Source organism: Acidovorax sp. Leaf191 (assembly GCF_001424425.1).
Classification (GTDB): domain Bacteria; phylum Pseudomonadota; class Gammaproteobacteria; order Burkholderiales; family Burkholderiaceae_C; genus Acidovorax.
In genome coordinates, this window is sequence record NZ_LMPT01000012.1 from 447,549 (window position 1) to 473,202 (window position 25,654).

The window sequence follows — 25,654 nt, forward strand, 5'->3', positions numbered from 1 at the left end:
AGTGAGCCGCCATGGGTGAAGCAGACCTGAACAAGGAGCGGCTGGAGCTGGCGCTGGAGGCGGCGGGGCTCGACTTGTGGGAGAACGACCTCGTCACCGGCCACGTCACCCGCAAGGCCACCAAGACCTTCCTGGAGCTGGGCTTCACCGAGGACGAGATCGTCCCGGGCGTGCAGGACATCTACGGCCTGTTCCACCCGGACGACCTGGACATGGTGCGCCAGTCGGTGGCGGACCACCTGGCGGGCCTCACGCCGCAGTACCGCTGCGAGTTCCGGCTGCGCTCCAAGCGCGGCGACTGGGTCTGGTACGCCAACTACGGCCGCATCATGGACGGCGGCAGCGACACGCCGGGCAAGCGGCTGATCGGCGTGACCTTCAACATCGACGACCGCAAGCGCCGCGAAGACGAGATCGCGCAGATCAACCAGCAGCTCACCGAACAGAACCGGCTGCTGCAGCAGCTCAACGCCACGCTGGAGCAGCTGGCCTCCAACGACTCGCTCACCGGCCTGGCCAACCGGCGCACGTTGATGGAACTGGGCGCCAATGAATGCAAGCGCACCGAGCGCTTCGACCACCCGCTGTCATTGCTGGTGGTGGACATCGACCTGTTCAAGCCCGTGAACGACGCCTGGGGCCACCTGGCGGGCGACCGCGTGATCTGCGCCGTGGCGCAGGCCTGCGCGTTGCGCCAGCGGCGCGGGGTGGACATCGTGGCGCGCTTCGGCGGCGAAGAGTTCGTCATCGTGCTGCCCGAGACCGATGGCCCCAGCGCCCTGCGCATGGCCGAGTCGCTGCGCCGCGAGGTCGCTGCGCTGAGCGTGCCGGTGAACGACGAGGGCGTGTGCGTGTCGGTCACCGTCAGCATCGGTGTGGCCACGCTGCACAAGGGCTCCATCCTCGACTTCGAGGACCTGGTGAACCGCGCCGACAAGGCGCTGTACCGCGCTAAAGAGGCTGGACGCAACGCCGTCTACAGCGCAGACGTGCAGCACGGCACCGCCACCCTGCATGTGCTGGCCGACCCGGGCGATGCCACCGGGGACGTGCTGGCGACCTGACCCGGGGCGCCCGGCGGCCCCTGCGGACACCTGCAGAACCTGTCGCCCCCCCCGTGGAACCCGCCCGCCAGGGTCCGTCTGCCTATTCCTCGCTGGTCCACTCCACCTGCACGCCCAGGCTGCGCAGGTTCTCCACGAAGCGCGGGTGCGCGCGGCGGATCGGCGTGGCGTTGCGGATCTCCGAGCGGCCCGGCGTGCTGGCCGCCACCATGAAGAGCGCAATCGCCACGCGGATGATGTAGGGGCTCTCCACCACCGCGGGCGTCAGCGGGTTGCCGCCGAAGGTCACCAGCCGGTGCGGGTCGGACTGGAACACGTGCGCGCCGAACTTGGACAGCTCGCCCGCCCAGCCCAGGGCCCCGTCGTAGACCTTGTTCCAGAACAGCGCATTGCCCTCGGCCCGCACACCCAGCGCGATGAAGATGGGCAGCAGGTCCACCGGAAAGTACGGCCAGGGCGCGGCCTCCACCTTGGTCAGCACATTGCTCGTGAACGGCGTCTGCACCTTGAGCGGGCCGTCGCAATGGGCGCGCGACCAGCCGTCTTCGTGCGTGATGGTGACGCCGAACTTGGCGAAGGTGCGGTCGATGAGCGGAAAGTTCTCGGGCGCGCTGTTGCGCACGATCACGTCGCCGCCGGTGATGGCGCCCAGCGCCAGGAACGTTGTGATCTCGTGGAAGTCCTCGTCGAAGCGGAACTCCCCGCCGCGCAGCTGCGTGCCGCCGTGCACCGTGAGGCGCGAAGTGCCCATGCCCTCGATGCGCACGCCGATCATGGTCATGAAGCGGCAGAACTCCTGCACATGCGGCTCCGACGCCGCATTGGTCAGCACCGAGGTGCCGTCGGCCGTGGCCGCGCACAGCACGAAGTTCTCGGTGGTGGTGACGGAGGCGTAGTCCAGCCAGTGCTGCGTGGCCTGCAGCCGCCCATGGGCATTGCGCACCAGCAGCGAGCCCTCGGCACGCTCCACCGTGCCGCCGAAGCGGCGGAACACCTCCACGTGCGGGTCGATCTCGCGCACGCCCAGCGTGCAGCCCTTCACGTTGTCCTCCAGCCGCGCGACGCCAAAGCGCGCCAACAGCGGCGGCACCAGCATGATGGACGAGCGCATCTCCTCGGGCAGCCGGTGCTGGGCCGCGTCGAACACGGTGGCATGGTGGTGCAGGTCCAGCGTGCCGGTGTCGTGGTCCATGCGCACATCGCTGCCCAGCGTGCGGAAGATGTCCAGGATCTTGCGCACGTCGGTGATGTCGGGCACGCGCAGCAGCCGCAGCGGCTCGTTGGTGAGCAGCGTGGCGCATAGCACCGGCAGCACGGCGTTCTTGTTGGCCGATGGGTGGATGCGGCCCTGGAGGGGGGTGCCGCCGTGAACGACGAGGTTGGACATGGGTGGACAGCGCAAGGAAGAAGAGGGGGCAGGGCGGGGCAGCAGCGCAGGCGGGTCGCGCACGGCGCGGACACCCGCCCGGCGGGGCGCGAGGTCGATACTCTAACTGCCTGCCGGTTCGCGCGACCTCGTGTGGTGCAATAGCTATAAATTTCGTAGCTGACTTTGGGCTGGACATTGCGCTGGCGGGCTCATGGGCAGTTTGCTGTGCCGCGCATATTCCGGATGAGACGTTGGCACCTGCCCCTGCTACGCCTTCGCGCCCGCCCAATCCTTAGCCTCACCCCATACGTTCACGCTGAGCTGGTCGAAGCGCGGCGCACGGCTTTTACAAGCTCAGCCCGAGCGGTGTGGAAGGTTCGGAGAGCACGTGGCCGCATACGCCACCCGGCGTATTTCCGATCCGGGGGGCTGTCTCCAGAATCCATTCCATCGACCGATCCATGCGCCCAGCCAGGCGCCATCGGGCGAAGCGGTTTGAACCCCTCTACTGGAGAAGCACACATGCAACGTCGTTATTCCCTCAAGGCCCTTGCGGCCGTCGCTACGCTCGCTGGCCTGTCTGCACTGCCAGCCCATGCGCAGGAGACCATCAAGGTCGGCATCCTGCACAGCCTGTCGGGCACCATGGCCATCTCGGAAACGGTGCTCAAGGACACCGTGCTGATGGCCATCGACGAAATCAACGCCAAGGGCGGCGTGCTGGGCAAGAAGCTCGAACCCGTGGTGGTGGACCCGGCCTCCAACTGGCCCCTGTTCGCCGAAAAGACCAAGCAGCTGCTGGGTCAGGACAAGGTCTCGGTGATCTTCGGTTGCTGGACCAGCGTGAGCCGCAAGTCGGTGCTGCCCGTGGTCGAGGAAATGAACGGCCTGCTGTTCTACCCCGTGCAGTACGAGGGTGAGGAACTCTCCAAGAACGTGTTCTACACCGGCGCCGCGCCCAACCAGCAGGCCATTCCTGCGGTCGACTACCTGATGAGCAAGGACGGCGGTAGCGCCAAGCGCTGGGTGCTGCTGGGCACCGACTATGTGTACCCCCGCACCACCAACAAGATCCTGCGCGCCTACCTCAAGTCCAAGGGCGTGAAGGATTCCGACATCGACGAAAAGTACACCCCGTTCGGCCACAGCGACTACCAGACCATCGTCGCCGACATCAAGAAGTTCAGCCAGGGCGGCAAGACGGCCGTGGTCTCCACCATCAACGGCGACTCCAACGTGCCCTTCTACAAGGAACTGGGCAACGCAGGCCTGAAGGCCAAGGACGTACCCGTCGTCGCCTTCTCCGTGGGCGAGGAAGAACTGCGCGGCGTGGACACCAAGCCGCTGGTGGGCCACCTGGCTGCCTGGAACTACTTCCAGTCCATCAAGAGCCCTGAAAACACGGCCTTCATGAAAAAGTGGGCGGACTACGCCAAGGCCAAGAACATCGCTGGCCACAAGGACAAGCCACTGACCAACGACCCGATGGAAGCCACCTACATCGGCATCAACATGTGGAAGCAGGCTGTCGAGAAGGCCAAGAGCACCGATGTGGACAAGGTGATCGCCGCGATGGCCGGCCAGACCTTCAAGGCACCGTCGGGCATCGTCAGCAAGATGGATGAGAAGAACCACCACCTGCACAAGAGCGTGTTCATCGGCGAGATCAAGGCCGACGGCCAGTTCAACGTGGTGTGGAAGACGCCCGGCCCGGTCAAGGCCAAGCCATGGTCTCCTTACATCGAAGGCAACGACAAGAAGAAGGACGAGCCGGACGGCAAAACGAAGATGTGATCTCCCCCTGAGCGGCTACGCCGCTTCCCCCTCTCTCACGCTGCGCGTGGGAGGGGGACGCCGCCAGCGCGGCGGGGCGGCCCTTGCGCCGGCCCTCGCATTCAGCTCGCGCGGGTTCTGCGGCCCACTGCTTTTTCACACAGCTTCCGTCATGCTCTCTTCCCTCTTTTCTCGCCTGATCGCCTGCCTGCTGTTGTGCACAGCGGTGCAGGCGCACGCGCTCACGGCCGAGGCTGCGCGGGCCATGGCGGCGGGCGATACCGATGAGCGGATCGCCGCGCTGCAGGCCGCCATCGCCACACCGGACGACGCCACCGTGGCCTTCATCCGTGCCATGGGCGACGATGCGGTCAAGATCGCGGGCGACAAGGCCATCGTCGTCAAGGATGGCAAGGGGCTGGACCCCGTGACGGGCGCCGAGGTGCCCGTGCCCGACGATGCCGAAGACATCGTCAACAACAACCGCATGCGCGGCGAGTTCGACACTGCGCTGGCCTCGCTGCAGCTCATGTCCACCGACGTGGCCCAGCGCCGCAAAGCCATCGATGCGCTGCGCGAAGAGACCGACGAGGCCCGCCTGCCGCTGATCGAAAAAGCCCTGGCCGCCGAGCAGGACGCCAGCCTCAAAGCGCTTCTCACCAACATCCGCGCGCGCATGCTTTTGAGCAGCAGCGACGCCGCCAAGCGCCTCGAAGCCGCGCAGCACCTGGCCGCCAGCGGCAACCCTGCCACCCGCACCGTGCTGCTCGAGCAGCTGCGCAGCGAAGAAGACCCCAAGGTCAAGGCCGCCTTGCAGGCCGCACTCAAGACGGTGGAGGACAGCCTGCAATGGGGCGAGCGACTGGCAGCGATGTTCACAGGCATCAGCCTGGGCTCCATCCTGCTGCTGGTGGCGCTGGGCCTGGCCATCACCTACGGCCTCATGGGCGTGATCAACATGGCCCATGGCGAGCTGATGATGATCGGCGCGTACGCCACTTATGTGATGCAGGGCATCTTCCAAAAGTACTTTCCCGGCGCGTTCGACTGGTACCTGGTCGCCGCCGTGCCCGCTGCCTTCATGGCGTCGGCCCTGATGGGCGCGGTGCTCGAGCGCGGGGTGATCCGCTTTCTGTATGGCCGGCCGCTCGAGACCTTGCTGGCCACCTGGGGCATCAGCTTGATGCTGCAGCAACTGGTGCGCACCGTGTTCGGCGCGCAGAACGTGGGCGTGGAAAACCCCTCGTGGATGAGCGGCGGCGTGCAGCTCATGGAGAACCTGCAACTGCCCTGGAACCGCGTGATCATCGTGGCCTTTGCGCTGGCGGTGCTGGGCGGCGTGGCCTTTCTGATCAGCAAGACGCGCCTGGGGTTGTTCGTGCGCGGCGTCACGCAAAACCGGCCCATCGCTTCGTGCATGGGCGTGAACACGGCGCGTGTCGATACCTACGCCTTCGCGCTGGGCTCGGGCATTGCGGGCCTGGCGGGCTGCGCGCTCAGCCAGGTGGGCAACGTGGGACCGGACCTGGGCCAGGGCTACATCGTCGACTCGTTCATGGTGGTGGTGCTCGGCGGCGTGGGCCAGCTGGCCGGTACCGTGTACGCAGCGCTGGGCCTGGGTGTGCTCAACAAGTTCCTGGAAGGCTGGACGGGCGCCGTGCTGGCCAAGATCGCCGTGCTGGTGTTCATCATCATCTTCATACAGAAGCGGCCGCAGGGCATCTTCGCGGTGAAGGGCCGTACGGCGGATTGAGACTGTTATGAATACCCCTGCTATCCAACTCCCCGCACCCGCACCACTGCTCACGCGCAGCGGCTGGTCGGCCTTCTTCGTGGCGCTCATCGTGGTGTGCGCCGTGGCCCCCGTGCTCAACCTGTGGGTGCCTGCCGGCAGCCCGCTGCATCTGTCCGACTACGCCGTGGCGCTGCTCGGCAAGATCATGTGCTACGCCATCTGCGCGCTGGCCATGGACCTGATCTGGGGCTACACCGGCATCCTGAGCCTGGGCCATGGCCTGTTCTTCGCCTTGGGCGGCTACGTGATGGGCATGTACCTCATGCGCCAGATCGGCCGCGACGGCAACTACCAAAGCGACCTGCCCGACTTCATGGTGTTCCTCGACTGGAAGGAGCTGCCCTGGCACTGGATGCTGTCCGACAGCTTCGTCGCCACGCTGATCCTTGTCGTCGCGGTGCCCGGTGCCATCGCCTTCGTGTTCGGCTACTTCGCCTTCCGCTCGCGCATCAAGGGCGTTTACTTCTCGATCATCACCCAGGCCATGACGTATGCGGCCATGCTGCTGTTCTTTCGCAACGAGACGGGCTTTGGCGGCAACAACGGGTTTACCGACTTCAAGCGCATCCTGGGCCAGCCCATTGCCACGCAGAACATGCGCATGCTGCTGTTCGTGATGACGGGCGTCACGCTCTTGGTGTTCTTTTTGCTGGCACGCTGGCTGGTGCGCAGCAAGTTCGGCCGCGTGCTGCAGGCCGTGCGCGACGCAGAGACGCGCGTCATGTTCTCGGGCTACTCGCCGCTGCCCTACAAGCTCACCATCTGGACCATCAGCGCCATGATGTGCGGCGTGGCCGGTGCGCTGTATGTGCCCCAGGTCGGCATCATCAACCCCGGCGAGATGAGCGCCGCCAACTCCATCGAGATTGCGGTGTGGGCCGCGGTGGGTGGCCGCGCGACGCTGATCGGCCCCATCGTCGGCGCCTTCATCGTCAACGGCGCCAAGAGCTGGCTCACCGTCACGGCGCCGGAGTTCTGGCTGTACTTCCTGGGCGCGTTGTTCATTGCGGTCACGCTGTTCCTGCCCGATGGTGTGGTGGGACTGGTCAAGAAACTGAAGAACAAGCGCCACGACAACAAGACCCGCGAAGGAGCCGCGCCATGACGCCCGATCTGATGGAAGAGGGCGCGCAGCGCATCGCTGCCCGGCAGGCGCCGGTCGTGCCAGGCCAGACCGAGTCCGGTGGCCGCGCGGCAGGCTTCTCGCGCGTGGCCACGCCCGGCGAGGTGGATGTGGCCCACGGCCGCATCCTGTACCTGGAAGACGTGAACGTGAGCTTCGACGGCTTCAAGGCCATCAACAACCTGAGCCTGGATATCGCGCCCGGCGAGCTGCGCTGCATCATCGGCCCCAACGGTGCGGGCAAGACGACGATGATGGACATCATCACCGGCAAGACCCGGCCGGATAGCGGCACGGTGTACTTCGGTTCGACCATCGATCTGTTGCGCCACAACGAGCCGGAGATCGCGAGCCTGGGCATTGGCCGCAAATTCCAGAAGCCCACGGTGTTCGAGCAGCTCACGGTGTTCGAGAACCTGGAGCTGGCCTTGAAGACCCACAAGGGTGTGGCATCGAGCATGTTCTTTCGGCTGGACTCCGCGCAGTCGGACCGCCTGGCCGAGGTGTTGCACACCATTCACCTGGCGGGCAGCGTGACGCGGTTGGCCGGGAACCTGAGCCATGGACAAAAGCAGTGGCTGGAGATCGGGATGCTGCTGATGCAGGACCCGAAGCTGTTGTTGCTGGACGAGCCCGTGGCTGGGATGACGGACGACGAGACGGCGCGGACTGCGGAGTTGTTTTTGACCTTGAAGGGCAAGCATTCGCTGATGGTGGTGGAGCACGACATGTCGTTCATCCGCACGATTTCTGAGATCGTGACGGTGTTGTGCGATGGGGCTGTTTTGGCGCAGGGGACGCTGGACCAGGTGCAGGCGGATGAGCGGGTGATCGAGGTTTATCTGGGGCGGTGATGGTGTGTTCGGGCTCTTGCTCTTTGGCTGCGGTGCGTATGGGTGGGGGCGTTGTGCGTCACCGACCGTTCGGGTTGAGCTTGTCGAAACCTGGGTGCGCTCGCAGGCTCGCTGGTGGACCGCATGCCTTTGTTGAGGGCGGAGGCCGGGAGTCGCCCGGCGTGCGAGTAACTTTCTTTTGGGTCGCCAAAAGAAAGTCACCAAAGAAAAGGCGACCCTACAGCCTGCGTCCCCGTGGGGTGCGCTGCGGAACTCGCTGCGCGCTGCGCGCTCCGCTCAGACAACCGCAGCGAGTCAGTTCACGATGCGTGTGTCCTTCGGCACACGCTCACCCCACGCCCTGCGCTCCTCGGCGCATCCTGAAGGGATGGGGGACCCAACATCCACACGGGCCATCGCTGCGCTCGGCCCCGAACGCGCGGGCGCTTCGCGCCGCGACCGCCAGGCCGAGCGAAGCAATGGCCCGTGCGGCTGTTTGGCTGTTCGGCTGCCCACCCCCTGTGGCTGCGCCTGCGGCGGGGCGGTTGCGGGGTGGCATGCGCGTCGSAGCGCGCATGCTTCGTGCACTGACTCGCCGCAGTTGTTTGAACGGAGCGCGCAGCGCGCAGTGAGTTCTGCGGCGCACCCCGCAACCGCCCCGACGCAGGTTTGCCCCTTCGCAACGCGAAGGGGTCGCAGACTTGGGGTCGCCCTTTCTTTGGTGACTTTCTTTCGGCGACGCGAAAGAAAGTTACCGCGCCGCCGGGCGCGCACCCCGGCTCCCGCCCTCAACACAGGCACGCCGCCCCATCAGCGAGCTCGCGAGCAGCGCCCCGGTTTCGACAAGCTCAACCCGAACGGTCAGGGTTTTGTGCCCCAGTTTCGACAAGCTCAACTCGAACGTATGGGGTTACGGAAGGGCAAGGTTTCGACAAGCTCAACCCGAACGGATTGGGGTACGGAAGGGCAAGGTTTCGGCAAGCTCAACCCGAACGGTTCTGATGTCACCGAGACTTCAACAAGCTCAATCCCTGCCATCCAACGCAGCCACCCAAAACTCCTGCACCCACACGCTATCAAAAACATAGCATCTCGCGCCCGATGACCGCGCGCTAGACACCAACCAGGCTGACAAAAAATGCTCACCGTCCAAAACATCAACCAGTACTACGGCGGCTCCCACATCCTGCGCGACGTGAGCCTCACCGCCGCCCCCGGCAAAGTCACCGTGCTCCTCGGCCGCAACGGCGTCGGCAAGACCACGCTGCTCAAAAGCCTCATGGGCCTGGTCCCCATCAAAAGCGGCACCATCACCTTCGACGGCAAACCCATCGACAAAACCACCCCCTACGACCGCGCCCGCGCCGGCATCGGCTTCGTGCCCCAGGGCCGCGAAATCTTCGGCCGCCTCACGGTCGAAGAAAACCTGCGCATGGGCCTGGCCTACAAGAGCGGCTCCACCCCCATCCCCCCGCACCTGTACGACCTGTTCCCCGTGCTCAAGCAAATGCTCCACCGCCGCGGCGGCGACCTCTCGGGCGGGCAACAGCAGCAACTCGCCATCGCCCGGGCCCTCGCACCCGGCCCGCGCCTGCTGATCCTGGACGAACCCACAGAAGGCATCCAGCCGAGCATCATCAAGGACATCGGCCGCGTGATCCGCATGCTGGCCGACAAGGGCGAGATGGCGATCTTGCTGTGCGAGCAGTACTACGACTTCGCGCAGGAGCTCGCCGACGAATACCTCGTGATGGAGCGTGGCGAAGTCATCGCCCGCGGGCCCGGCAGCGAGATGGAAGCCAAGGGCATCCGCAACCTCGTCGCGATCTGAAAACGCGCACCATGCCCGGCCTGCGTGGAGCGGGACAGGTGCCGAGCTGGCCCTGAAGCGTCCGTCAGCCCTGCTCGGTGGCCGGGGTCGCTGCGCCGCGCCAGCGCGACACGCTCTCCATGACGAGCACGGTGCACACCATCCACGTGCCGGCCAGCAGCCAGCCTGCGAGCACGTCGCTGGCGTAGTGCACCTGCAGCACCACGCGGCTCCAGCCGGTGGTGAAGACCGCAGCGCCGGCCAGCAGGGCTGCGGGCAGGTGCCAGGGGCGCGGGAGCAGGCGCGTGGCCAGGTAGGCGAGCATGGCGTACGCCATCATCGACGCGCTACTGTGCCCGCTGGGAAAGCTGTAGCCGTCGGCCTGTGCGATACCGTGCACGTGCTCGGGCCGCACGCGCTCGAACAGGCTTTTGAGGATGCGCGTCAGCGCGCCATTGCCGGCCATGGCGACCAGCCAGCCGGTGGCCAGCAGGCGGTGCCCGCGCCACCACAGCAGCGCGGTGACCAGCACCGTGAGCGCGGCCAGCGCCCAGCTGTCGCCCAGGTGGGTCACGGTGGCAAACCACTGAAGCACCGCCACATCGGCATGCGCCTGCAGGCCTGCGGCCAGTGCGTCGTCCAGCGCGCCCCACGTGCCGCCCGGGTGGCCGCTTTCGGCCAGTTCTGCCATCACCGCACCGGCTGCCACCAGCACGCCCGCACTCGCCGCCATGGCCGCCACCAACACCCAGCGCGCCTGTGCGGGTACCCACTGGCGCAGCGGCGGGCTGGCCCGCCGCAGGGTGCGCAGGCCGCACAGGCAGCCCCAGCCCGCCAACGACGCCAGAGCCATGCCTGCGGCCCACCAGCCGAGCGGGTGTTGCGCCAGCAGGGCGCCCAGGTTGGCTGCATCCAGTTCCGTCATGAAGGTGGTCTTCCTTTCCGTGTTTACCAAGGCGGCCGCGGCGGCGCAAAGCGGGCATTTGTACAGGACTTTGCAGCAGCCCATGTGAGCGTGGGTGTATGGCAGCGCGCCCATACTGCCTGTGCGGCTGCCCCGCGTTGCTGTCGGCGAGCACTGACATGGCGAAGGCATTGCTACCGGCTGCGCTCCTGAGGCAGCCTGGGCACCATCGCTCCATGGCAGAAAAGCGTCCGGGGGCAGAGGCACCGGTCCTTGCATGTTCTGCCGCCACCTTTTGATTTGCACATTGGCCCATGACACCCTCCGACAGCTCCATACCCACCACGCCGCGCGGCCCCATCCACCTGGTGGTGCCCAAGCGCCCGGGGGCGGACTTCGACCTGCTGCGGGCCAAGCTCGAAGGGGTGAGCGCACTGCAGAGCCACGATGTGGTGTGGCATGTGCCGCGTGAGCGGGCCGATATCGTCCAGCTGGCGCACGACGCGGCCGAGGCGGCCCGCCAGGACGGCGGGCTGGTGGTGGCGGCCGGCGGCGACGGTACGATCAACGCCGTGGCCGCAGCCGCCTTGCGCGCCGGCGTGCCGATGGGTGTGCTGCCCATGGGCACCTTCAACTACTTTGCCCGCGAACACGGCCTGGCGCTGGACCCGGAAGTGGCGGTGCAGGATCTACTCAAGGCGCTGGACTCTGGCGACATGCGCCCGGTGCAGGTGGGCTTTGTGAACCAGCGCCTGTTCCTGGTCAACGCCAGCGTGGGCCTGTACCCCAAGCTGCTGGCCGAGCGCGAAAAGGCGTCGCGCCGTTTCGGCCGGTCGCGCATGGTGGCGGTGGCGTCCGCCGTGTGGAGCATGTTCCGCCCGTCCGCCGGCCGCCGCTGGCGCGTGGTGATGAAAACCCACCAGGGCGCGCAGTCCAGCCAGGAAGAGCATCTGGTCACCACCCTGTTTGTGGGCAACAACCCCCTGCAGCTCGACCGCATGGGCCTGGCCGAAGCCAAGCTGGTGGCCGACGGCGGCATGCTGGGCGTGGTGATGCTGCAGCCCCAGGGCCGCTGGGCCGTGGCGCGCACGGTATGGAACGCGGCCACCGGACAGTTGGGCAAGGACAGTGCGGTGGTCAGCCTGGCGTGCTCCGAGCTGGCGGTGTCACCCGCCAGCTGGCGCCCACCCCAGGTCAAGGTGGCGTTCGACGGTGAGCGCGAATGGATGGCGCCGCCGCTGCAGTTCAGCATCAGCGCCCGTCCGCTGTGGCTGGTGGCGCCGTCGCCGCTGGTGCGCGACGAGCCGCCGCTGACGGCTGCCTCCGCCGTGGCGGGGCTCGCGGCCGTGGCGGCGGCGATCGTGCCGGGCATCGCCGACGGCGGTGATGCCCCCGCCTCCGACCCCGCACCTGACCCCGAAGGCCAAGGCCTGCAGCCCGCATGAGGATGAGAAAGAACGCCGCGCGCCGCACTGCGGCCCCACCCGCACCCCCACCCGCCTGGGCCAGGATGCGACGATGACGGTCCTGATGCACCTGTCGGACCTGCATTTCGGTGCGCACGACCCGACGGTGTGCGATGCGGCACTGCGCCTGGCGCAGCGTTTGGGAGTGTCGATGGCCGTGGTGTCGGGCGACCTCACGCAGAGGGCCACGGCCACCCAGTTCGAGCAGGCGTCGCGGTTTGTGCAGGGCCTGCACGCGCGCAGCACGCTGGTGCTGGCGGGCAACCACGACCTGCCGCTGTTTGCGTGGTGGATGCGCTGGGGCCGGTCGTACGAGCGTTTTTCCACCCAGTTCGGCATGGACTACGAGCCGGTGCGGCAGTCCGGCGCCTTCTACGTGGTGGGGGTGAACACCACGCGCGCCTGGCGGCACGAGCGCGGCAGCCTGTCGTCGGCGCAGATCCAGCATGTGGCCGACCTGCTGGCACGCGCACCGCCGGACGCCTGGCGCATCGTGGCCAGCCACCACCCGCTGGTGGCGCGCGACGCGGCCGACCGGACCCACCGCCCCTCGCGCGCGGACGAGGCACTGCAGCGCTGGAGATCTGCCGGCGCGCAGATGCTCCTGTCGGGCCATGCCCACCAGCCAGCGCTGCTCAACCCCATGCCCGGCCTCTGGGCCAGCCACGCCGGCACGGCCGTATCCCACCGGTTGCGCCACGGCTGTCCAAACAGCCTGGTCGTGCTGACGGTGGAGGTCTCTGGCGAGGTGGCGGGTGGCTGGGCGCGCTACGCGGCCCGCTGGGACTACGACGCGGCGTCGGGCGAGTTCCAGCGCGTGCTGCGGGTCAGCGCGACCTGACCGGGCACCAGGCGATGGCCCGGCAGGCCGGTATTGCGAATGCTATGTTTTTTGTAGCTGGTGGCGCTTTACCAGCAAGCGGTAGGCATCAAAATCAACAAGATTCTGGCGTTGCCAGCGCTGTGGCGGATATGCCCGGACAGGTTTCACCGGGTTGACCGCCCCCGGGCCCGCGCCTATTCTGGCTGGCAGGTGGGTTGACCGTGCGACGGAGGGTTGCAGGCGGCCTGCGGTACTTGCTGCTTCACGGCCTTCCATGCACAAAGAATTCAACCACGATGCGCTGCGCCGCCTGCAGGCGCTGATCGAACGCGAAACAGGCACGCCACTGAGCGACGCCGCGCAGGCCGAGGTCGCCGCCATCTTGCGCGGCACCGAGTCGCCGCAGGGCGCCGCCACCGAAGGCGTGGAGGCCGCGCCGCGCGAGGTCACCATCTTGCTGGCCGACCTGCGCGGCTTCACCGCGCTGTCGGGGTCGCAGCCAGCGGCGGTGGTCATCGCGGCGCTCAATCGCTGCCTGTCGCGCCTGAGCGAGGTGGTGTTCAAGTACCGGGGCAGCATCGACAAGTTCATGGGCGACTCCATCATGGTGCTCTTCGGCGCGCCGGTGGCCAACGATGACGATGTGGACCGCGCGCTGCTGTGCGCGGTGGAGATGCAGATCGCCATGCGCGAGCTGAACCTCGCCCACCTGCGCGAGCGTCTGCCGGAGGTCTTCCTCGGCATCGGCGTGAACACCGGCACGGTGATGGCCGGCCGCTTCGGCTCCGACGTGTATTCCGAATACACCGTGATCGGCGAGGCGGTCAACCTGGCATCGCGCATCGAGGCGCTGAGCCTGCGCGGCCAGGTGCTCATCAGCGACACCACCTACCAGCGCTGCTGGGGCCTGGTGTCGGCGTCGGCGCCGATGCAGGTGCACGTCAAGGGCCGCACGCAGCCGGTCAGCCTGCGCGAGCTGATCGCGATCCCGTCGCACAAGCTCAAGGTGCCACGCCAGGAGTTTCGCCGCAGCCACCGGGTGGATGCGCGCCTGCCGTGCCTGTGCCAGCGCATGCAGGACAAGATCGTCGTGCCCCACATCGTGCACGGCGCCATCCGCGACATCGGCTACCACGGTCTGCTGGTGGAGTTGATCGAGCCGCTGGAGGCGCACAGCGAAATCAAGCTCGAGTTCGAGCTGCCGCTGGTGGACTACCGCGTGGCCGACGTGTACGCCCGGGTCATCACCGTCAAGCAGGAGGGCGACGAGTGGGTGGCGGGGCTGGAGTTCACCTCCATCAGCGACGAATGCCATGCCAAGGTGCAGATGTTCGTGCAGCTGCTGGTAGTGCACTGACCCGCAACCGGGCCGCGGCCGCGCTCTCTTCGGCTCAGCAGCCCAGCATCCGCGCCAGGTCGATGAGGTCGGTGGCGTGCAGGTCGTTGCCGGGCTGCGGCGCGCCGTCTTTGGGGCGGGCCGCGCCCAGTTCGTGCGGACGCTCGATGTAGGCCGTGCGCAGGCCGCAGCCGCGCGCGGCGGCCAGGTCGTCGTGGTGCGTGGCCACCAGCGCCACCTGCGACGGCGCGGCGTCGAACACCCGCGCCACACCCAGGTAGGTGGCCGGGTCGGGCTTGTAGGCGCGGAACACCTCGGCACTCAGCACGCAGTCCCAGGGCAGGCCGGCGCGTTTGGCCATGTGGGTCAACAGGCCGATGTTGCCGTTGGACAGCGTGGTGATGATGAAGCGGGTCTTGAGCCGCTTGAGGCCCTCCACGCTGTCGGGCCAGGCATCCAGCCGGTGCCACACCCGGTTGAGGTGGCGGCGCTCCACCTCGGACAGATGCGCAAGGCCAAAGCGCGGCAGGATCTCGTCCAGGATGCTGCGGTGCAGGTCGTCGATCAGCGTCCAGCCCTGCTCGCCCCGTATCACCCGGGCCATGGCCGGCTGGTAGCCCGCGCGCCAGGCCAGAGCGAACGCATCGCCGTCCACCGCGGGGTACAGCGCCTGCATCTCGCGCACGATGCTGCCGTGCCAGTCCACCACCGTGCCGAAGATGTCGAAGGCCAGTACCTTGACGGTGGAGGCAATGCTGTCGGCGGTTCCTGGAGTCGATGTCATGGAAGGTCTTTCGTTCAGGGTGGGGCGTCGTGATGAACTTGCCGGCAGCGCAGGCGTCGCCAGCAGTGCTTGCGATGCCTGCAATGCCTGCGATGCCTGCGTTGGGCGCAAAGCCCAGGGTCTGCAGGCTTACCGCCAGCCTAGCAGTGCCTGCTGTTCGGCGTGTTCGCACAGGTTACACATGTCCCCAGACCAGCATGTTCGCGCAGAGAATGCTATGGTTACGGAAATCGGGTTTACCCCTGTAACTCGGTTTCTCCCTCCATCCCCTGTATTCGTTGTACGTCCCGCGCTGGCCCATCGGGTGAAGGCGGGGCGTTCGCTTGCTGCCGCCAGCCATGACCGCGCCTTTGTCTCCCCCATCCCCCGCGTCTTCCGAGCCGCCCATCGCCCACACCCCCACCGACGACCGCACCCTGGTGCGGGCCGTGCTGGCCCTGGGGGTGGGCGGCTTTTCCATCGGCACGGGCGAATTCGTCATCATGGGCCTGCTGCCCGAGGTGGCGCGCGACATCGACGTCACCATTCCGCAGGCCGGCCACGTCATCAGCGCCTATGCGCTGGGCGTGGTGGTGGGTGCGCCGGTGCTGGCCGTGCTGTGCGCCCACTGGGGGCGCCGCACGCTGCTGATGGCGCTGATGGTGGTGTATGCGCTGGGCAACTTCGCATCGGCCCTGGCGCCGGGCTACCTGTCACTCAGCGCCATGCGCCTGTTCACCGGCCTGCCGCACGGCACCTACTTCGGCGTGGCCGCGCTGGTGGCTGCGGCGCTGGCACCACCTGGGCGCCGTGCGCGCGCGGTGGGCTGGGTGATGCTGGGGCTGACCACGGCCACGCTGGTGGGCGTGCCCATTGCGGCGGCGCTGGGCGAGTATTTCGGCTGGCGCGCGGCGTTCGTCTTCGTGGGGCTGATCGCCCTGGCCGCCGTGGCCATGGTGCGCCTGTGGGTGCCCGACATGCCCGCATCGCACGGCGCCAGTCCGCTGCGCGAGCTGGGCGCGCTGGCGCGCAAGCAGGTGTGGTTCACGCTGGGCATCGGCGCCATCGGTTTCGGCGGCATGTTCGCGGTGTTCAGCTACATCAAGCCCACGCTGCTGGAGGTGGCCGGCATGCCGCCTGCGCTCATGCCCTTCGTGCTGTCGCTGTTCGGCCTGGGCATGGTGGCAGGCAACATCGTCGGCTCGCGCATGGCCGACAAGGCGCTCATGCCCGCCATCGGCAAGGTGCTGCTGTGGTCCATCGTGGTCATGGCGCTGTTCGTGCCTGCTGCGCACCACCCCGTCAGCGCGGCGGTGGCGACCTTTCTGCTCGGCACGGTGGTCGCCATCGGCCCGGCCTTGCAGATCCGGCTCATGGATGTGGCCGGCGATGCGCAGACCCTGGCGGCGGCGCTCAACCACTCGGCCTTCAACGCCGCCAATGCGCTGGGCGCGTGGCTGGGCGGTGTGTCCATCGCGGCCGGCCTGGGCTGGACGTCCACCGGCTGGGTGGGCGTGGTGCTGGGGCTGTGCGGCGTGGGCATCTTTGCCCTGGCGCTGTCGTCCGAACGGAAAACGCAGCGCGCCACGGAAGGCCTCAGCGCCTGAGCGTAGCGGCGGTGCGACACCGCCGCGCCGGGCGCAGCGAACGCCGCTTTCTGCAGTACAGTGAACGCGGGCCAACCCCATTGTTGGCCACGTCGCTCGGACGGTTCCGGGCGCTCACGTGAAAGTTCACCAGCATGTCTGCTTCTCAGGGCAAGCGCCGCTTTGCGCGCATCGATCGCCTTCCCCCCTACGTCTTCAACATCACGGCCGAGCTCAAGCTCGCAGCGCGCCGCCGTGGCGAGGACATCATCGACATGAGCATGGGCAACCCCGATGGCGCGACCCCGCCGCACATCGTGGCCAAGCTCACCGAAGTGGCCCAGCGGCCCGACACCCACGGCTACAGCGCCAGCAAAGGCATCCCCCGCCTGCGCCGCGCCATCAGCCACTGGTACAAGGACCGGTACGCGGTGGACATCGACCCCGACACCGAGGCCATCGTCACCATCGGCTCCAAGGAGGGCCTGGCCCACCTGATGCTGGCCACGCTGGACCGCGGCGACACCGTGCTCGTGCCCGACCCGAGCTACCCCATCCACATCTACGGCGCGGTGATTGCCGGGGCCGACATCCGCAGCGTGCCCGTGGCGCCCGATGTGGACTTCTTTGCCGAGCTGGAAAAAGCCATCCGCGGCAGCTACCCCAAGCCCAAGATGATGATCTTCGGCTTTCCGAGCAACCCCACAGCCCAGTGCGTGGAGCTGAGCTTCTTCGAGCGCGTGATCGCGCTGGCCAAGAAGCACGACATCCTGGTGGTGCACGACCTGGCCTACGCCGACATCGTGTACGACGGCTACCGCGCCCCCAGCATCATGGAAGTGCCTGGCGCCAAGGACGTGGCGGTGGAGTTCTTCACCCTCTCCAAGAGCTACAACATGGCCGGCTGGCGCGTGGGTTTCATGGTGGGCAATCCTGACCTCGTGGCTGCACTGGCACGCATCAAGAGCTACCACGACTACGGCACCTTCACTCCGCTTCAGGTCGCAGCCATCGCCGCGCTGGAGGGCGACCAGCAGTGCGTCAAAGACATCGCCGCCCAGTACCAGCGCCGTCGCGACGTGCTGTACAAGGGGCTGTCGGAATCCGGCTGGGCGGTGGACTGCCCCCGGGCCAGCATGTACATCTGGGCCCGCATCCCCGAGCCGTATCGGGCCCTGGGCTCGCTCGAGTTCGCGCGCCAGCTGCTCGACAAGGCCAAGGTGTGCGTGTCGCCGGGCATCGGCTTTGGCGACCAGGGAGACGAGTACGTGCGCTTCGCCCTCATCGAGAACGAGGCCCGCATCCGCCAGGCCGTGCGCGGCATCCGTGCCATGTTCAAGGCCGATGGCTTGCTGAAGGTGCCTGCGGCGCCTGCGCCGGCCACCGCAGTGGCTTGAACGGCTGGTGGATGCCCGCTGTGTGCCTGTGAATCAGCAGGTCAACAGGTCAACAGGTCAGCCGGTCAGCCGGTCAGCAGATGGGGTGGGGGGGGGTGGGCAGCTGTGTTCGATTCGATACCGAATCTACACGTCTGCTTACCGCCATCCTCACCGGTCGCGGATTAGACTGGTGGGTATGCATTTTCTCGACTACAACCCCGACGACCTGGACGTCACCATTTCGGAACTGCTGGTCGCTACCAGCGACTCTGCCGACCCCGACCTGCCCGCCGTGGTCGCCAATGTGTTGAAACTGCTGCGCACCCGACTGGGCATGGACGTCGCGTTTGTGTCCCAGATCGCCAACGGTCGCCGCACCATCGAGGTGGTGGACAGCGCTCCCGGTTTTTCGCCCATCCATGCCGGCATGTCCGACCCGGTGGAGGAAAGCTGGTGCCAGTATGTGGTCGAAGGCCGGCTGCCCGAGAAGATCGAGAACGCCAAGCCCCTGATCGCCGAGGGCAAGGTGCCGGACCCGGGCTTTCCCATCGGCACCCACCTCAGTACTCCGGTGCGCATGCCCGGCGGCGAGGTCTACGGCACCCTGTGCTGCTTCAGCCGCGGCGTGCAGCCGGATGCCGATATAGAGCGCCTGCGGTACACCGCCAATTTGCTGGCGGCCAAGTTGGCGCCGGGTGTGGAGTCCCCGCTGGAGTCGCCGACAGGCCGGTAGGCGGGTCTAGCCGCCCAGGTAGAAATCCATCGGAATCAGCTCGACAGCCCATCCGCCTTCTTCTCCCAGCATGGCCGCCGGGTGCATGGACGCGATGCGCAGCGCCTCTTCGCGGCTGTCCGCCTCGATGATGAACAGGCCGCCGACCACTTCCTTCGACTCGGTGTAGGGCCCATCGCTGATGCGCGTCTTGCCGCTGTGCGGGCGCAGCGTCACCCACTGGTCCAGATCGCCCAGCGACGCGGACACCAGGACCTTGCCGGTGGCGCGCATCTTCTCGTCCAGGGGCGGGCATTGGGTGACCAATGCCTTGACGTCGTCCGGTGCCATGGCCGCGAATTTTTCGGGGGTGAAGTAGGCGAGGCCGAGGTATTTCATGGAGGTGCTTTCAGAGGGTTGATGCACTGACGACGAAGCTGATGGTCCGAAATCGACACAACGAAAAAGAAATTGCGCCGGATTCGTGCGCGCGCAGGTCAGGCGCTGGCGGGCGCTAACCGGCTCCGACGCGCTGCCAACCCGGCAGGTGAGGCGCCCAGAGTGTGTGCGTCCACTGCTGGCCGGCTCTGCTGGTCATCGGCTGGCGAACCGGCGCGGCCCCGCCCCTGCCTACATCGCCCAGATCCGCGGCGCATCCCCCGCCAGGTCCCACAACTGCGTCCGCCAGGCCACCCGCACGGCCTTGAGCAGCTTCATCGCCGGCTCGACCTGCGGCGCCAGCACGCGCACCACCACCATCTGGGGGTTGGGGCTGGTGGCGCCTGCGGTGGCCCGCACCTGCGGGTGCGTGTCGATCAGCGCGCGTGCGGCCTCCAGGGCAGCATCGCGCCGGGGGCGGTCCAGTGCAGTGCCGGCGGCAAAGAACAGGTTGGCCATGCAGCGCTGGCCGGCCAGGCCCAGGGGGCTTTGCAGCAGGCGCTCGTCGGCCGCATCGATCACGCCGCGCTCCAGCCACAGGCCGGGCACCTCCAGGTGCTGCACAAAGCGGCCTTGCTCGAAGGGCTGGCCGGCGTGCGGCAGGCCCAGCGCGGTCACGTCCCAGCCCATGCATTCGGCGCCGGGGGCGAGTTTCAGCGTGAGGTGGTTTTCTGCGTGGCAAGCGCTGTAGCACAGCGCCTCCAGCGGCAGCCATTCCAGGCGCGCCCCTGTGGCGACGGACAGCTGCGTGCGCTGCAGTGCCAGCGGCCCGGCAGATCGGTAAAAGCGCGTGGCGCCCGGCGTGGTGACCAGGCCGTGGGCGCCAGGGCCCACGGTGGCGGTGATGTCCAGCGTGTCGCCGCCCACCAGGCCGCCGGGCGGGTGCACCAGCACGTTGTGGCAGATGGCGTCGCCCTCGGGGTACAGGCTTTGCAGAATGCGCAGCGGGCCGCTGTGCTCGTACCGTGCCACAGTGCGGGCGTTGGGTTCTTCAACGGTGTAGTCGAGCTGCAGGCGCGCGTGCCAGGACATCGGTGTGATCTGCTACGAAATGAATAGCTGATTATGCCTATGCACCCGCCGCGCCAGGCATCCATCACGCAGCTTTTGCGACAGGCGGCACCCAGCTGCGCAGCTTGCCGGGGTTGAGCAGGCCCTGCGGGTCGAAGCGCTGTTTGGTTCCCACCACCGCCGGGTCCAGGTTGTTCTGCTTGCCGTCCTCCACGATATAGACGTGCGGGTTGTTGATCTGCACGCCGTGGTCGCGGTAGATCTGCATGATCTGGTTGAGGCGCTCTTCGGTGCTGTAGCGGATGAGCTGCAGCCCGCTGCAGTTGAAGGCGCCTTCCTTGGTGCGCAAAAACTCCAGGTGCATCATCACCTCGCCGCCCAGGGCCTTGTCCAGCGCCTTCACCTGCTCCAGCCGGGTGGCGGGGGTAAAGCCGCTCTGGATATAGGTGAGTGTCTTGTCCACCTTCAGCGCGTGCAGGGTGGTGTGGTTCCAGGTGTATTCCAGCAGGGTCTTGTGGCTCTTTTCCACCTCGTCGGCCGTCTTGCGGTAGCTCACGGTGCCGCCGTACCGGGTGGCCATGTCGCGCATGCCGTCTTCGGAGTGCGGGGCCACCAGCAGCATCACCGCATGGCAGCCCGCAGGCAGGTGCTCGGCCAGGCTGGTGAAGTAGGCGGGGATGGGCGCGGCCAGAAAGCACACCTCCTTCTTCTCCAGCCCCGGCGCGGCGCCGAAGCGGTCCGCAAAGTCGAGTGCGGCGTCGAAGTCGGTGAAGGTGACGATGCATTCCGTCCACGCCACGGCGGGTGTCAGCGCCACTTCGAGCTCCAGCACGATGCCGTTGGTGCCGTAGGTGTGGTGCAGCAGCATGGCCTCGGGGCCGCGCAGCTCGATGACCTGGGGCTCGGGCTCCACCGTCATCGCGCGCACCGCCAGCACGTTGCCGGGCGCGGCCAGCGGGCCGTGGTTGATGGAGCCCGCCCCCCCGAAGCCGCCGCCGAACAGCCCGCCCAGCGTGGCGCTGCGGTAGGTGGACGGCAGCCAGCGCAGTTCCTGCCCCAGGGGCTTGGCCTGGGCGTCGAACTCCGACAGGCGGATGCCCGCCTGCGCCCGGCCCACGCCGCCGCGCACCCAGCCAAAGCCGTTGTAGCCCGACAGGTCCAGGATCACACCGCCCTGCAGCGGCGTGCTCTGCCCGTAGTTGCCGGTGCCGCTGCCGCGCACGGTGATGGGGATGTGCGCGCGTGCGCAGGCGGCCACCACCTGGCGTATCTCGTCCTCGGTGCGCGGGCGCACGGCCACGTCGCCGCGCTTGCCGGCCAGCTCGCGCTTGAGCACCGGGCTGAACCAGGCAAAGTCCTGCGACAGGCGGCCCACGCGCAGCGGATCGGCAATCCAGTCCAGGCCGGGCAGTTGTTCGGGCAGTTGATGGGCGGTAGTGATGTTGGTCATGTCTGTCTCTCCTGTTGGTGCGGCGGGCGGTGTGTCGTGTGTGGTGGGCAAAGCGCGGCCCCCACCACGCACGCGCGGTGTCAAAAAAAGGGTGCGATCCGGGTGGGTAGTGGGATCAGTCGTGAGAGTTTTCGCTGGCGTGCCAACTGCCCAGCGCGACCCTGGTGCCCCAGGCCATCAGCGCGAACAGCGCCACGCCGGTCAGCGAGATCAGCAGCAGCGCGGCGAACATGCGCGGTATGTTGAGCTGAAAGCCCGCTTGCAGGATCTGGTACGCCAGCCCGGCGCCCTGGCCACCGGTGCCGGCCACGAACTCGGCCACCACGGCGCCGATCAGGGCCAGCCCGCTGGAGATGCGCAGGCCGCCAAAGAAATAGGGCAGCGCGCTCGGTATGCGCAGGCGCAGCAGGGTCTGCATGCGCGTGGCGCGGTTGAGCTGGAAATAGCTCTGCAGGTCCGGCTCCACGCTGCGCAGGCCCAGCGTGGTGTTGCTGATGATGGGGAACAGCGCCACCAGCGCGGCGCAGATCACCATCGATGCCGTCGGGTCCTTCACCCAGATGATGATGAGCGGCGCCACCGCCACGATGGGCGTGACCTGCAGCAGCACGGCGTACGGGAAGAGGGCCGTCTCGATACGCTTGCTCTGCACGAACAGGAACGAGATCAGCACCCCCGCCACTGTGGCCACGGCAAACGCCAGCACGGTGATCTTGACGGTGACCCAGAGCGAGCCGCCCAGGGCCGCCCAGTCGGTCAACAGCGTCTTGAGCATGAGCAGGGGCGAGGGCACCAGGTAAGGCGGCAGCTCCATGGCCGTGACCAGGCCCTGCCACAGTGCGATGAGCACCAGGCCCACGAGCAGCGGGTAGACCACGCGCTGCACGCGCGGTTGGGCCATGAGGGGAACGCGCGCTGCGACGGGCCTGTGCGCCTTGGCTCGGGCGGGTTGCGCGCTGCGCTCTGCAGGTGCGGGCGCTGCAGGTGCAGTAGGGTAAGGGGTGCTCATGCTGCGGTCTCCTCGGTGTCAGCGCTGGCGCGCAGCAGGCTGTCCTGCAACTGCTTGGCGTAGCGGCTGAATTCGGGCGAGACCATGAAGTCCGCCGTTCGGGGGTAGGGCGCGTCGATGCGGAACTCCTCCACCACGCGGCCGGGGCGCGCAGCCATCATCACCACGCGGCTCGACAGGAACACCGCCTCGTGGATCGAGTGCGTCACGAAGATCACCGTGAGCTTCTTCTTGCGCCACAGGTCCAGCAGGTCGGCGTCCAGCTTGTGGCGCGTGATCTCGTCGAGCGCGCCGAAGGGCTCGTCCATCAGCAACAGGTCAGGCTGGGTCACCAGGCCGCGCGCAATCGACACGCGCATCTGCATGCCGCCCGACAGGGCGCGCGGCAGCGCATTGGCAAACTTCGACAAACCCACCAGCGCCAGGGCCTCGGCCACGCGGCCGTCGGCCTCGGGGCGCGGCACGCCGGCCAGGTCCAGCGGCAGGCGCACATTGGTCTGCACGCTGGCCCAGGGCATGAGCGTGGGCGACTGGAAGACGAAGGCCATCTTCTTGCCGCTCTCGTCGAGCTGCGCCACCGGCTTGTGCCACAGTTGCAGCCGGCCGTCGGTGGGCTCCAGCAGTCCGGCCACCATCTTCAGCAGCGTGCTCTTGCCGCAGCCCGAGGGGCCGAGCAGGGTGACGAACTCTCCCTCCTCGATGGTCAGGTCCACCGGCAGCAGGGCCTGCGTGCCGTTGGGATAGGTCTTCTCGGCCGACAGCACCTGCACGGCAGGCGTGGCGCGGTGGGTCGTAGCCGGGTCGGCGGGTGTGGGCTCAGCGGACTGCATGGAGTGGCCTTTAGATGGATGCGGCGGTGAAGGCTGGCCGCTGTGTCAGGGCGAGGATGTGGGCGACGGCGAGAGCGGGCGTTGCGCCTGGCCCCAACTGCTGGAAACTGGCGCGGCCCGAGCCGGCGAACGCCGAGCAAGGGCCGCCCCGCAGCGAGGGTGTTGTCCCCCTGGGGGAAGGCGCGAAGCGACTCAGGGGGGATCAAGGCAATACCTTGAGGTCCTTGACGAAGGCAGTGCTGTAGGTATCGGCCAGCTTCACCTTGGAAGGGTCGATGAGCTTGGCTTCCACCAGGAAGTCGTAGCTCGCCTTGGCGCGCGCATCGGTCATCACGCCGATGCCCATGGTGGCTGCGTCGCCGCCCGTGACCATGCCCATCTCCTTGAGCTTGGCCACGCTGTAGGCCAGCTGTTCGTCGGTCATGTTCGGGTTGTCCTTCTTGATCAGCGCATTGGCCGGGGCGGGGTCGGCCAGGTAGCTTTTCCAGCCTTCCATGGTGGCCTTCACGAACGAGGCGACGGCGGTGCCGCGCTCCTTCACGGTCTTGTCCATGCAGCTCACCGTGGTGGCGTAGGCGGGGTAGCCCTGGTCGCTGAACATCAGCGTGTTGGCCTTCACGCCAGCCTTGGCGATGGCGAACGGTTCCGACGTCAGGTAGCCCTGCTGGGCGGTGTTCTTGTCGGCCACGAAAGGCTGGATGTTGAAGGTGTAGGGCCGCGTCTGCGAGTCGCTGAAGCCGTACTTGGCCTTGAGCCAGGGCCAGTAGCCGCGCTGGGCGGACGAGCCGATCAGGATGGTCTTGCCCTTGAGGTCCTCGAACTTCTTCACGTCGTCGTGCGCGATCAGCACCTGCAGGTCCTTTTGGAAGACGGCCGCCACGGTGGTCACGGGCACACCGCCCTCGCGCATCTGGATCATCTGCAGGTCGCTCGACCCCATCACGCACTCGGCCTGGCCGGCCGCCATCATCTGCACGATGTTGACCTGCGGGCCACCCATCTTGATGGTCACGTCCAGCCCGTACTTCTTGTACAGGCCCGTGGCCACCGCCTGGTAGAAGCCGCCGTGCTCGGCCTGCGCGTACCAGTTGGTCATGTAGGTGAACTTTTCCTGCGCGTGGGCCGGCAGGGTGCCGGCGGCACCCGCAGCGAGCAGCGCGGCTGCACCAAGTCGGGAAAGGCGGGAGGCGGTCTTCTTCATCATGGCAGTGCTCCGGTAGGGGATGGAGGGGGAACAGGGACGAAAGGGACGAAAAGGGAGGCGGGATGCGGCTGGGTTCGCAGGTTTCAAGCCAGGGCGGATGCGTGCTCCACATGCCCTGTGTGGTGGGCGCGGCCCCAGGTGGCTTCGGCGCGCGGGGCCCAGCGCAACTGGTGCAGCTCGGTGATGGCGGCGGCCCAGCTCACGGCCAGCGAATCGAGGATGGCGTGGCCCTGCTCGGCCGTGGCCGGCAGCGGGTCGCCGATGATGCCGCTGGGACCGAAGTCGCGCGCGGTCCAGGCGCAGGCCGGGCGGCCATCGGGCGAGAGCAGGGGCGACGGGAAGGCAGGCGGGTAGTTCACCACCGCGCGCTCCATGTGCACGGTGTCGGGCGCCAGGGCCAGCATCAGCGCCGTCTCGGCATGGCCGGCGTGCATGGCCAGCTTCTTTTCCTGCTCCGACAGGTACTTGCCCGCCACGTGCGGCACGCGCCAGGTGAAGCTGGGCACCACGATGAAGTCGCCATGGCGCAGGCGCAGTTCGCGCGCGCACATCTCCATCACCTGCGGCTGGCCGCCGTGGCCGTTGACGAACAGCAGCTTGCGAAACCCCGCGCGGTAGACCGACTCGCCCACCTCGTTCATCGTGGCCAGCAGGGTCTCGCCGCTCAAGGTGACCGTGCCGGGAAAGTGCAGGTGCTCCTCGGACTTTCCGTAGGTGATGGGTGCCATGGCAAAGGCCGGCACCTCGGCCGGCAGGCGGGCCATGGCATGGCCGACCACGCCCGCACTGATGACCGTGTCCACCGCACAGGGCAGGTGCGGGCCGTGCTGTTCGGTGGCGCCCGTGGGCAGCACGATCACGGTGTTCTCCTTGTCCGGCAGGTCGGCGATCTCGGTCCAGCTCAGGTAGGGCAGGTAGCGGTGGGGCGGGGTGTAGCCGTGCAGCATGGGGCGGGTCTTTCGTGAAGGAGGATGTG

The 25,654-nt window shown here is 67.5% G+C and carries 22 protein-coding genes; 12 read left to right on the top strand and 10 right to left on the bottom strand.

The window, feature by feature from the left end; translation table 11 throughout:
* Positions 1-11: 11 nt before the first annotated feature.
* On the top strand, positions 12-1,064 hold the full coding sequence (locus ASG27_RS10555) for a GGDEF domain-containing protein (protein WP_056415744.1): 1,053 nt from the start codon (positions 12-14) through the stop codon (positions 1,062-1,064).
* An 82-nt stretch (positions 1,065-1,146) separates the two neighbouring features.
* On the opposite strand, the gene ASG27_RS10560 is transcribed toward ASG27_RS10555, so the two are convergent.
* Positions 1,147-2,451 carry a UDP-N-acetylglucosamine 1-carboxyvinyltransferase gene (locus ASG27_RS10560; RefSeq protein ID WP_056415747.1) on the bottom strand — a complete coding sequence of 435 codons (1,305 nt, stop codon included), beginning with the start codon at positions 2,449-2,451 and terminating at the stop codon, positions 1,147-1,149.
* Between the two features lie 504 nt (positions 2,452-2,955).
* Here ASG27_RS10560 and urtA point away from each other — a divergent pair.
* The 5 genes from urtA (at position 2,956) to urtE (ending at position 9,788) form a co-directional block, all read left to right on the top strand.
* Complete coding sequence (gene urtA, locus ASG27_RS10565) at positions 2,956-4,227, top strand: urea ABC transporter substrate-binding protein (protein WP_056161460.1); 1,272 nt, start codon at positions 2,956-2,958, stop codon at positions 4,225-4,227.
* Between the two features lie 151 nt (positions 4,228-4,378).
* Positions 4,379-5,959: an urea ABC transporter permease subunit UrtB gene (urtB, locus tag ASG27_RS10570; RefSeq protein ID WP_056415756.1), complete on the top strand. Its 1,581-nt coding sequence runs from the start codon at positions 4,379-4,381 to the stop codon at positions 5,957-5,959.
* 7 nt (positions 5,960-5,966) lie between these two features.
* On the top strand, positions 5,967-7,106 hold the full coding sequence (urtC, locus tag ASG27_RS10575; RefSeq protein WP_056415759.1) for an urea ABC transporter permease subunit UrtC: 1,140 nt from the start codon (positions 5,967-5,969) through the stop codon (positions 7,104-7,106).
* On the top strand, positions 7,103-7,978 hold the full coding sequence (gene urtD, locus ASG27_RS10580; RefSeq protein ID WP_056161466.1) for an urea ABC transporter ATP-binding protein UrtD: 876 nt from the start codon (positions 7,103-7,105) through the stop codon (positions 7,976-7,978). The genes urtC and urtD overlap by 4 nt, the downstream gene beginning before the upstream one ends.
* A gap of 1,117 nt (positions 7,979-9,095) precedes the next feature.
* Positions 9,096-9,788, top strand: a complete 693-nt coding sequence (gene urtE, locus ASG27_RS10585; protein ID WP_056415762.1) for an urea ABC transporter ATP-binding subunit UrtE — start codon at positions 9,096-9,098, stop codon at positions 9,786-9,788.
* A gap of 64 nt (positions 9,789-9,852) precedes the next feature.
* Here urtE and ASG27_RS10590 read toward each other — a convergent pair whose 3' ends face one another.
* Positions 9,853-10,692, bottom strand: coding sequence for a phosphatase PAP2 family protein (locus tag ASG27_RS10590; protein WP_056415765.1), 840 nt, complete (start codon positions 10,690-10,692; stop codon positions 9,853-9,855).
* Between the two features lie 293 nt (positions 10,693-10,985).
* On the opposite strand from ASG27_RS10590, the gene ASG27_RS10595 reads away from it, so the two are divergent.
* The 3 genes from ASG27_RS10595 to ASG27_RS10605 all read left to right on the top strand — a co-directional run bounded on the left by ASG27_RS10595 (position 10,986) and on the right by ASG27_RS10605 (position 14,317).
* Complete coding sequence (locus ASG27_RS10595; RefSeq protein ID WP_056415767.1) at positions 10,986-12,116, top strand: diacylglycerol/lipid kinase family protein; 1,131 nt, start codon at positions 10,986-10,988, stop codon at positions 12,114-12,116.
* Positions 12,117-12,189: 73 nt separating this feature from the next.
* Entirely contained in the window at positions 12,190-12,978 is a 789-nt protein-coding gene (locus ASG27_RS10600) for a metallophosphoesterase family protein (RefSeq protein ID WP_082485928.1), read from the top strand.
* Between the two features lie 256 nt (positions 12,979-13,234).
* Entirely contained in the window at positions 13,235-14,317 is a 1,083-nt protein-coding gene (locus ASG27_RS10605; protein WP_056415770.1) for an adenylate/guanylate cyclase domain-containing protein, read from the top strand.
* 34 nt (positions 14,318-14,351) lie between these two features.
* Here ASG27_RS10605 and ASG27_RS10610 read toward each other — a convergent pair whose 3' ends face one another.
* Positions 14,352-15,080: a haloacid dehalogenase type II gene (locus ASG27_RS10610; RefSeq protein ID WP_056415773.1), complete on the bottom strand. Its 729-nt coding sequence runs from the start codon at positions 15,078-15,080 to the stop codon at positions 14,352-14,354.
* 338 nt (positions 15,081-15,418) lie between these two features.
* Between ASG27_RS10610 and ASG27_RS10615 the strand changes: the two genes are divergently transcribed.
* From ASG27_RS10615 to ASG27_RS10625, 3 genes are all read left to right on the top strand, one after another.
* Positions 15,419-16,666: an MFS transporter gene (locus ASG27_RS10615; RefSeq protein WP_056415775.1), complete on the top strand. Its 1,248-nt coding sequence runs from the start codon at positions 15,419-15,421 to the stop codon at positions 16,664-16,666.
* 134 nt (positions 16,667-16,800) lie between these two features.
* A complete protein-coding gene (alaC, locus tag ASG27_RS10620; RefSeq protein ID WP_056415779.1) occupies positions 16,801-18,042 on the top strand; it encodes an alanine transaminase in 1,242 nt (413 codons plus the stop codon).
* Positions 18,043-18,220: 178 nt separating this feature from the next.
* The gene (locus ASG27_RS10625) at positions 18,221-18,757 is read left to right on the top strand and encodes a GAF domain-containing protein (protein WP_056415783.1); all 537 of its coding nucleotides are present in this window, start codon (positions 18,221-18,223) and stop codon (positions 18,755-18,757) included.
* 6 nt (positions 18,758-18,763) lie between these two features.
* Here the strand turns inward: ASG27_RS10625 and ASG27_RS10630 are convergent, their stop codons facing one another.
* From ASG27_RS10630 to ASG27_RS10660, 7 genes are all read right to left on the bottom strand, one after another.
* Positions 18,764-19,135, bottom strand: a complete 372-nt coding sequence (locus ASG27_RS10630; protein WP_056415787.1) for a YciI family protein — start codon at positions 19,133-19,135, stop codon at positions 18,764-18,766.
* A gap of 231 nt (positions 19,136-19,366) precedes the next feature.
* Entirely contained in the window at positions 19,367-20,206 is an 840-nt protein-coding gene (locus ASG27_RS10635) for an urease accessory protein UreD (protein ID WP_056415789.1), read from the bottom strand.
* Positions 20,207-20,270: 64 nt separating this feature from the next.
* Complete coding sequence (locus ASG27_RS10640; protein ID WP_056415792.1) at positions 20,271-21,635, bottom strand: FAD-binding oxidoreductase; 1,365 nt, start codon at positions 21,633-21,635, stop codon at positions 20,271-20,273.
* A gap of 115 nt (positions 21,636-21,750) precedes the next feature.
* Positions 21,751-22,644: an ABC transporter permease gene (locus ASG27_RS10645; RefSeq protein ID WP_056415795.1), complete on the bottom strand. Its 894-nt coding sequence runs from the start codon at positions 22,642-22,644 to the stop codon at positions 21,751-21,753.
* A complete protein-coding gene (locus ASG27_RS10650) occupies positions 22,641-23,474 on the bottom strand; it encodes an ABC transporter ATP-binding protein (RefSeq protein ID WP_056415798.1) in 834 nt (277 codons plus the stop codon). The genes ASG27_RS10645 and ASG27_RS10650 overlap by 4 nt, the downstream gene beginning before the upstream one ends.
* A gap of 202 nt (positions 23,475-23,676) precedes the next feature.
* Positions 23,677-24,675, bottom strand: coding sequence for an ABC transporter substrate-binding protein (locus ASG27_RS10655; protein ID WP_056416353.1), 999 nt, complete (start codon positions 24,673-24,675; stop codon positions 23,677-23,679).
* 86 nt (positions 24,676-24,761) lie between these two features.
* The gene (locus ASG27_RS10660) at positions 24,762-25,625 is read right to left on the bottom strand and encodes a creatininase family protein (RefSeq protein WP_056415800.1); all 864 of its coding nucleotides are present in this window, start codon (positions 25,623-25,625) and stop codon (positions 24,762-24,764) included.
* Positions 25,626-25,654 lie beyond the last annotated feature (29 nt).

Coding starts and splice junctions, on each gene's coding strand:
- ASG27_RS10615 (WP_056415775.1), top strand. CDS start 15,419: ATGACCGCGCCTTTGTCTCCCCCATCCCCCGCGTCTTCCGAGCCGCCC.
- ASG27_RS10625 (WP_056415783.1), top strand. CDS start 18,221: ATGCATTTTCTCGACTACAACCCCGACGACCTGGACGTCACCATTTCG.
- ASG27_RS10590 (WP_056415765.1), bottom strand. CDS start 10,692: ATGACGGAACTGGATGCAGCCAACCTGGGCGCCCTGCTGGCGCAACAC.
- ASG27_RS10655 (WP_056416353.1), bottom strand. CDS start 24,675: ATGAAGAAGACCGCCTCCCGCCTTTCCCGACTTGGTGCAGCCGCGCTG.
- urtD (WP_056161466.1), top strand. CDS start 7,103: ATGACGCCCGATCTGATGGAAGAGGGCGCGCAGCGCATCGCTGCCCGG.
- urtC (WP_056415759.1), top strand. CDS start 5,967: ATGAATACCCCTGCTATCCAACTCCCCGCACCCGCACCACTGCTCACG.
- ASG27_RS10600 (WP_082485928.1), top strand. CDS start 12,190: ATGACGGTCCTGATGCACCTGTCGGACCTGCATTTCGGTGCGCACGAC.
- ASG27_RS10555 (WP_056415744.1), top strand. CDS start 12: ATGGGTGAAGCAGACCTGAACAAGGAGCGGCTGGAGCTGGCGCTGGAG.
- ASG27_RS10635 (WP_056415789.1), bottom strand. CDS start 20,206: ATGTCCTGGCACGCGCGCCTGCAGCTCGACTACACCGTTGAAGAACCC.
- ASG27_RS10560 (WP_056415747.1), bottom strand. CDS start 2,451: ATGTCCAACCTCGTCGTTCACGGCGGCACCCCCCTCCAGGGCCGCATC.
- ASG27_RS10645 (WP_056415795.1), bottom strand. CDS start 22,644: ATGAGCACCCCTTACCCTACTGCACCTGCAGCGCCCGCACCTGCAGAG.
- ASG27_RS10640 (WP_056415792.1), bottom strand. CDS start 21,635: ATGACCAACATCACTACCGCCCATCAACTGCCCGAACAACTGCCCGGC.
- ASG27_RS10610 (WP_056415773.1), bottom strand. CDS start 15,080: ATGACATCGACTCCAGGAACCGCCGACAGCATTGCCTCCACCGTCAAG.
- ASG27_RS10595 (WP_056415767.1), top strand. CDS start 10,986: ATGACACCCTCCGACAGCTCCATACCCACCACGCCGCGCGGCCCCATC.
- ASG27_RS10650 (WP_056415798.1), bottom strand. CDS start 23,474: ATGCAGTCCGCTGAGCCCACACCCGCCGACCCGGCTACGACCCACCGC.
- ASG27_RS10605 (WP_056415770.1), top strand. CDS start 13,235: ATGCACAAAGAATTCAACCACGATGCGCTGCGCCGCCTGCAGGCGCTG.
- urtB (WP_056415756.1), top strand. CDS start 4,379: ATGCTCTCTTCCCTCTTTTCTCGCCTGATCGCCTGCCTGCTGTTGTGC.
- urtA (WP_056161460.1), top strand. CDS start 2,956: ATGCAACGTCGTTATTCCCTCAAGGCCCTTGCGGCCGTCGCTACGCTC.
- ASG27_RS10630 (WP_056415787.1), bottom strand. CDS start 19,135: ATGAAATACCTCGGCCTCGCCTACTTCACCCCCGAAAAATTCGCGGCC.
- urtE (WP_056415762.1), top strand. CDS start 9,096: ATGCTCACCGTCCAAAACATCAACCAGTACTACGGCGGCTCCCACATC.
- ASG27_RS10660 (WP_056415800.1), bottom strand. CDS start 25,625: ATGCTGCACGGCTACACCCCGCCCCACCGCTACCTGCCCTACCTGAGC.
- alaC (WP_056415779.1), top strand. CDS start 16,801: ATGTCTGCTTCTCAGGGCAAGCGCCGCTTTGCGCGCATCGATCGCCTT.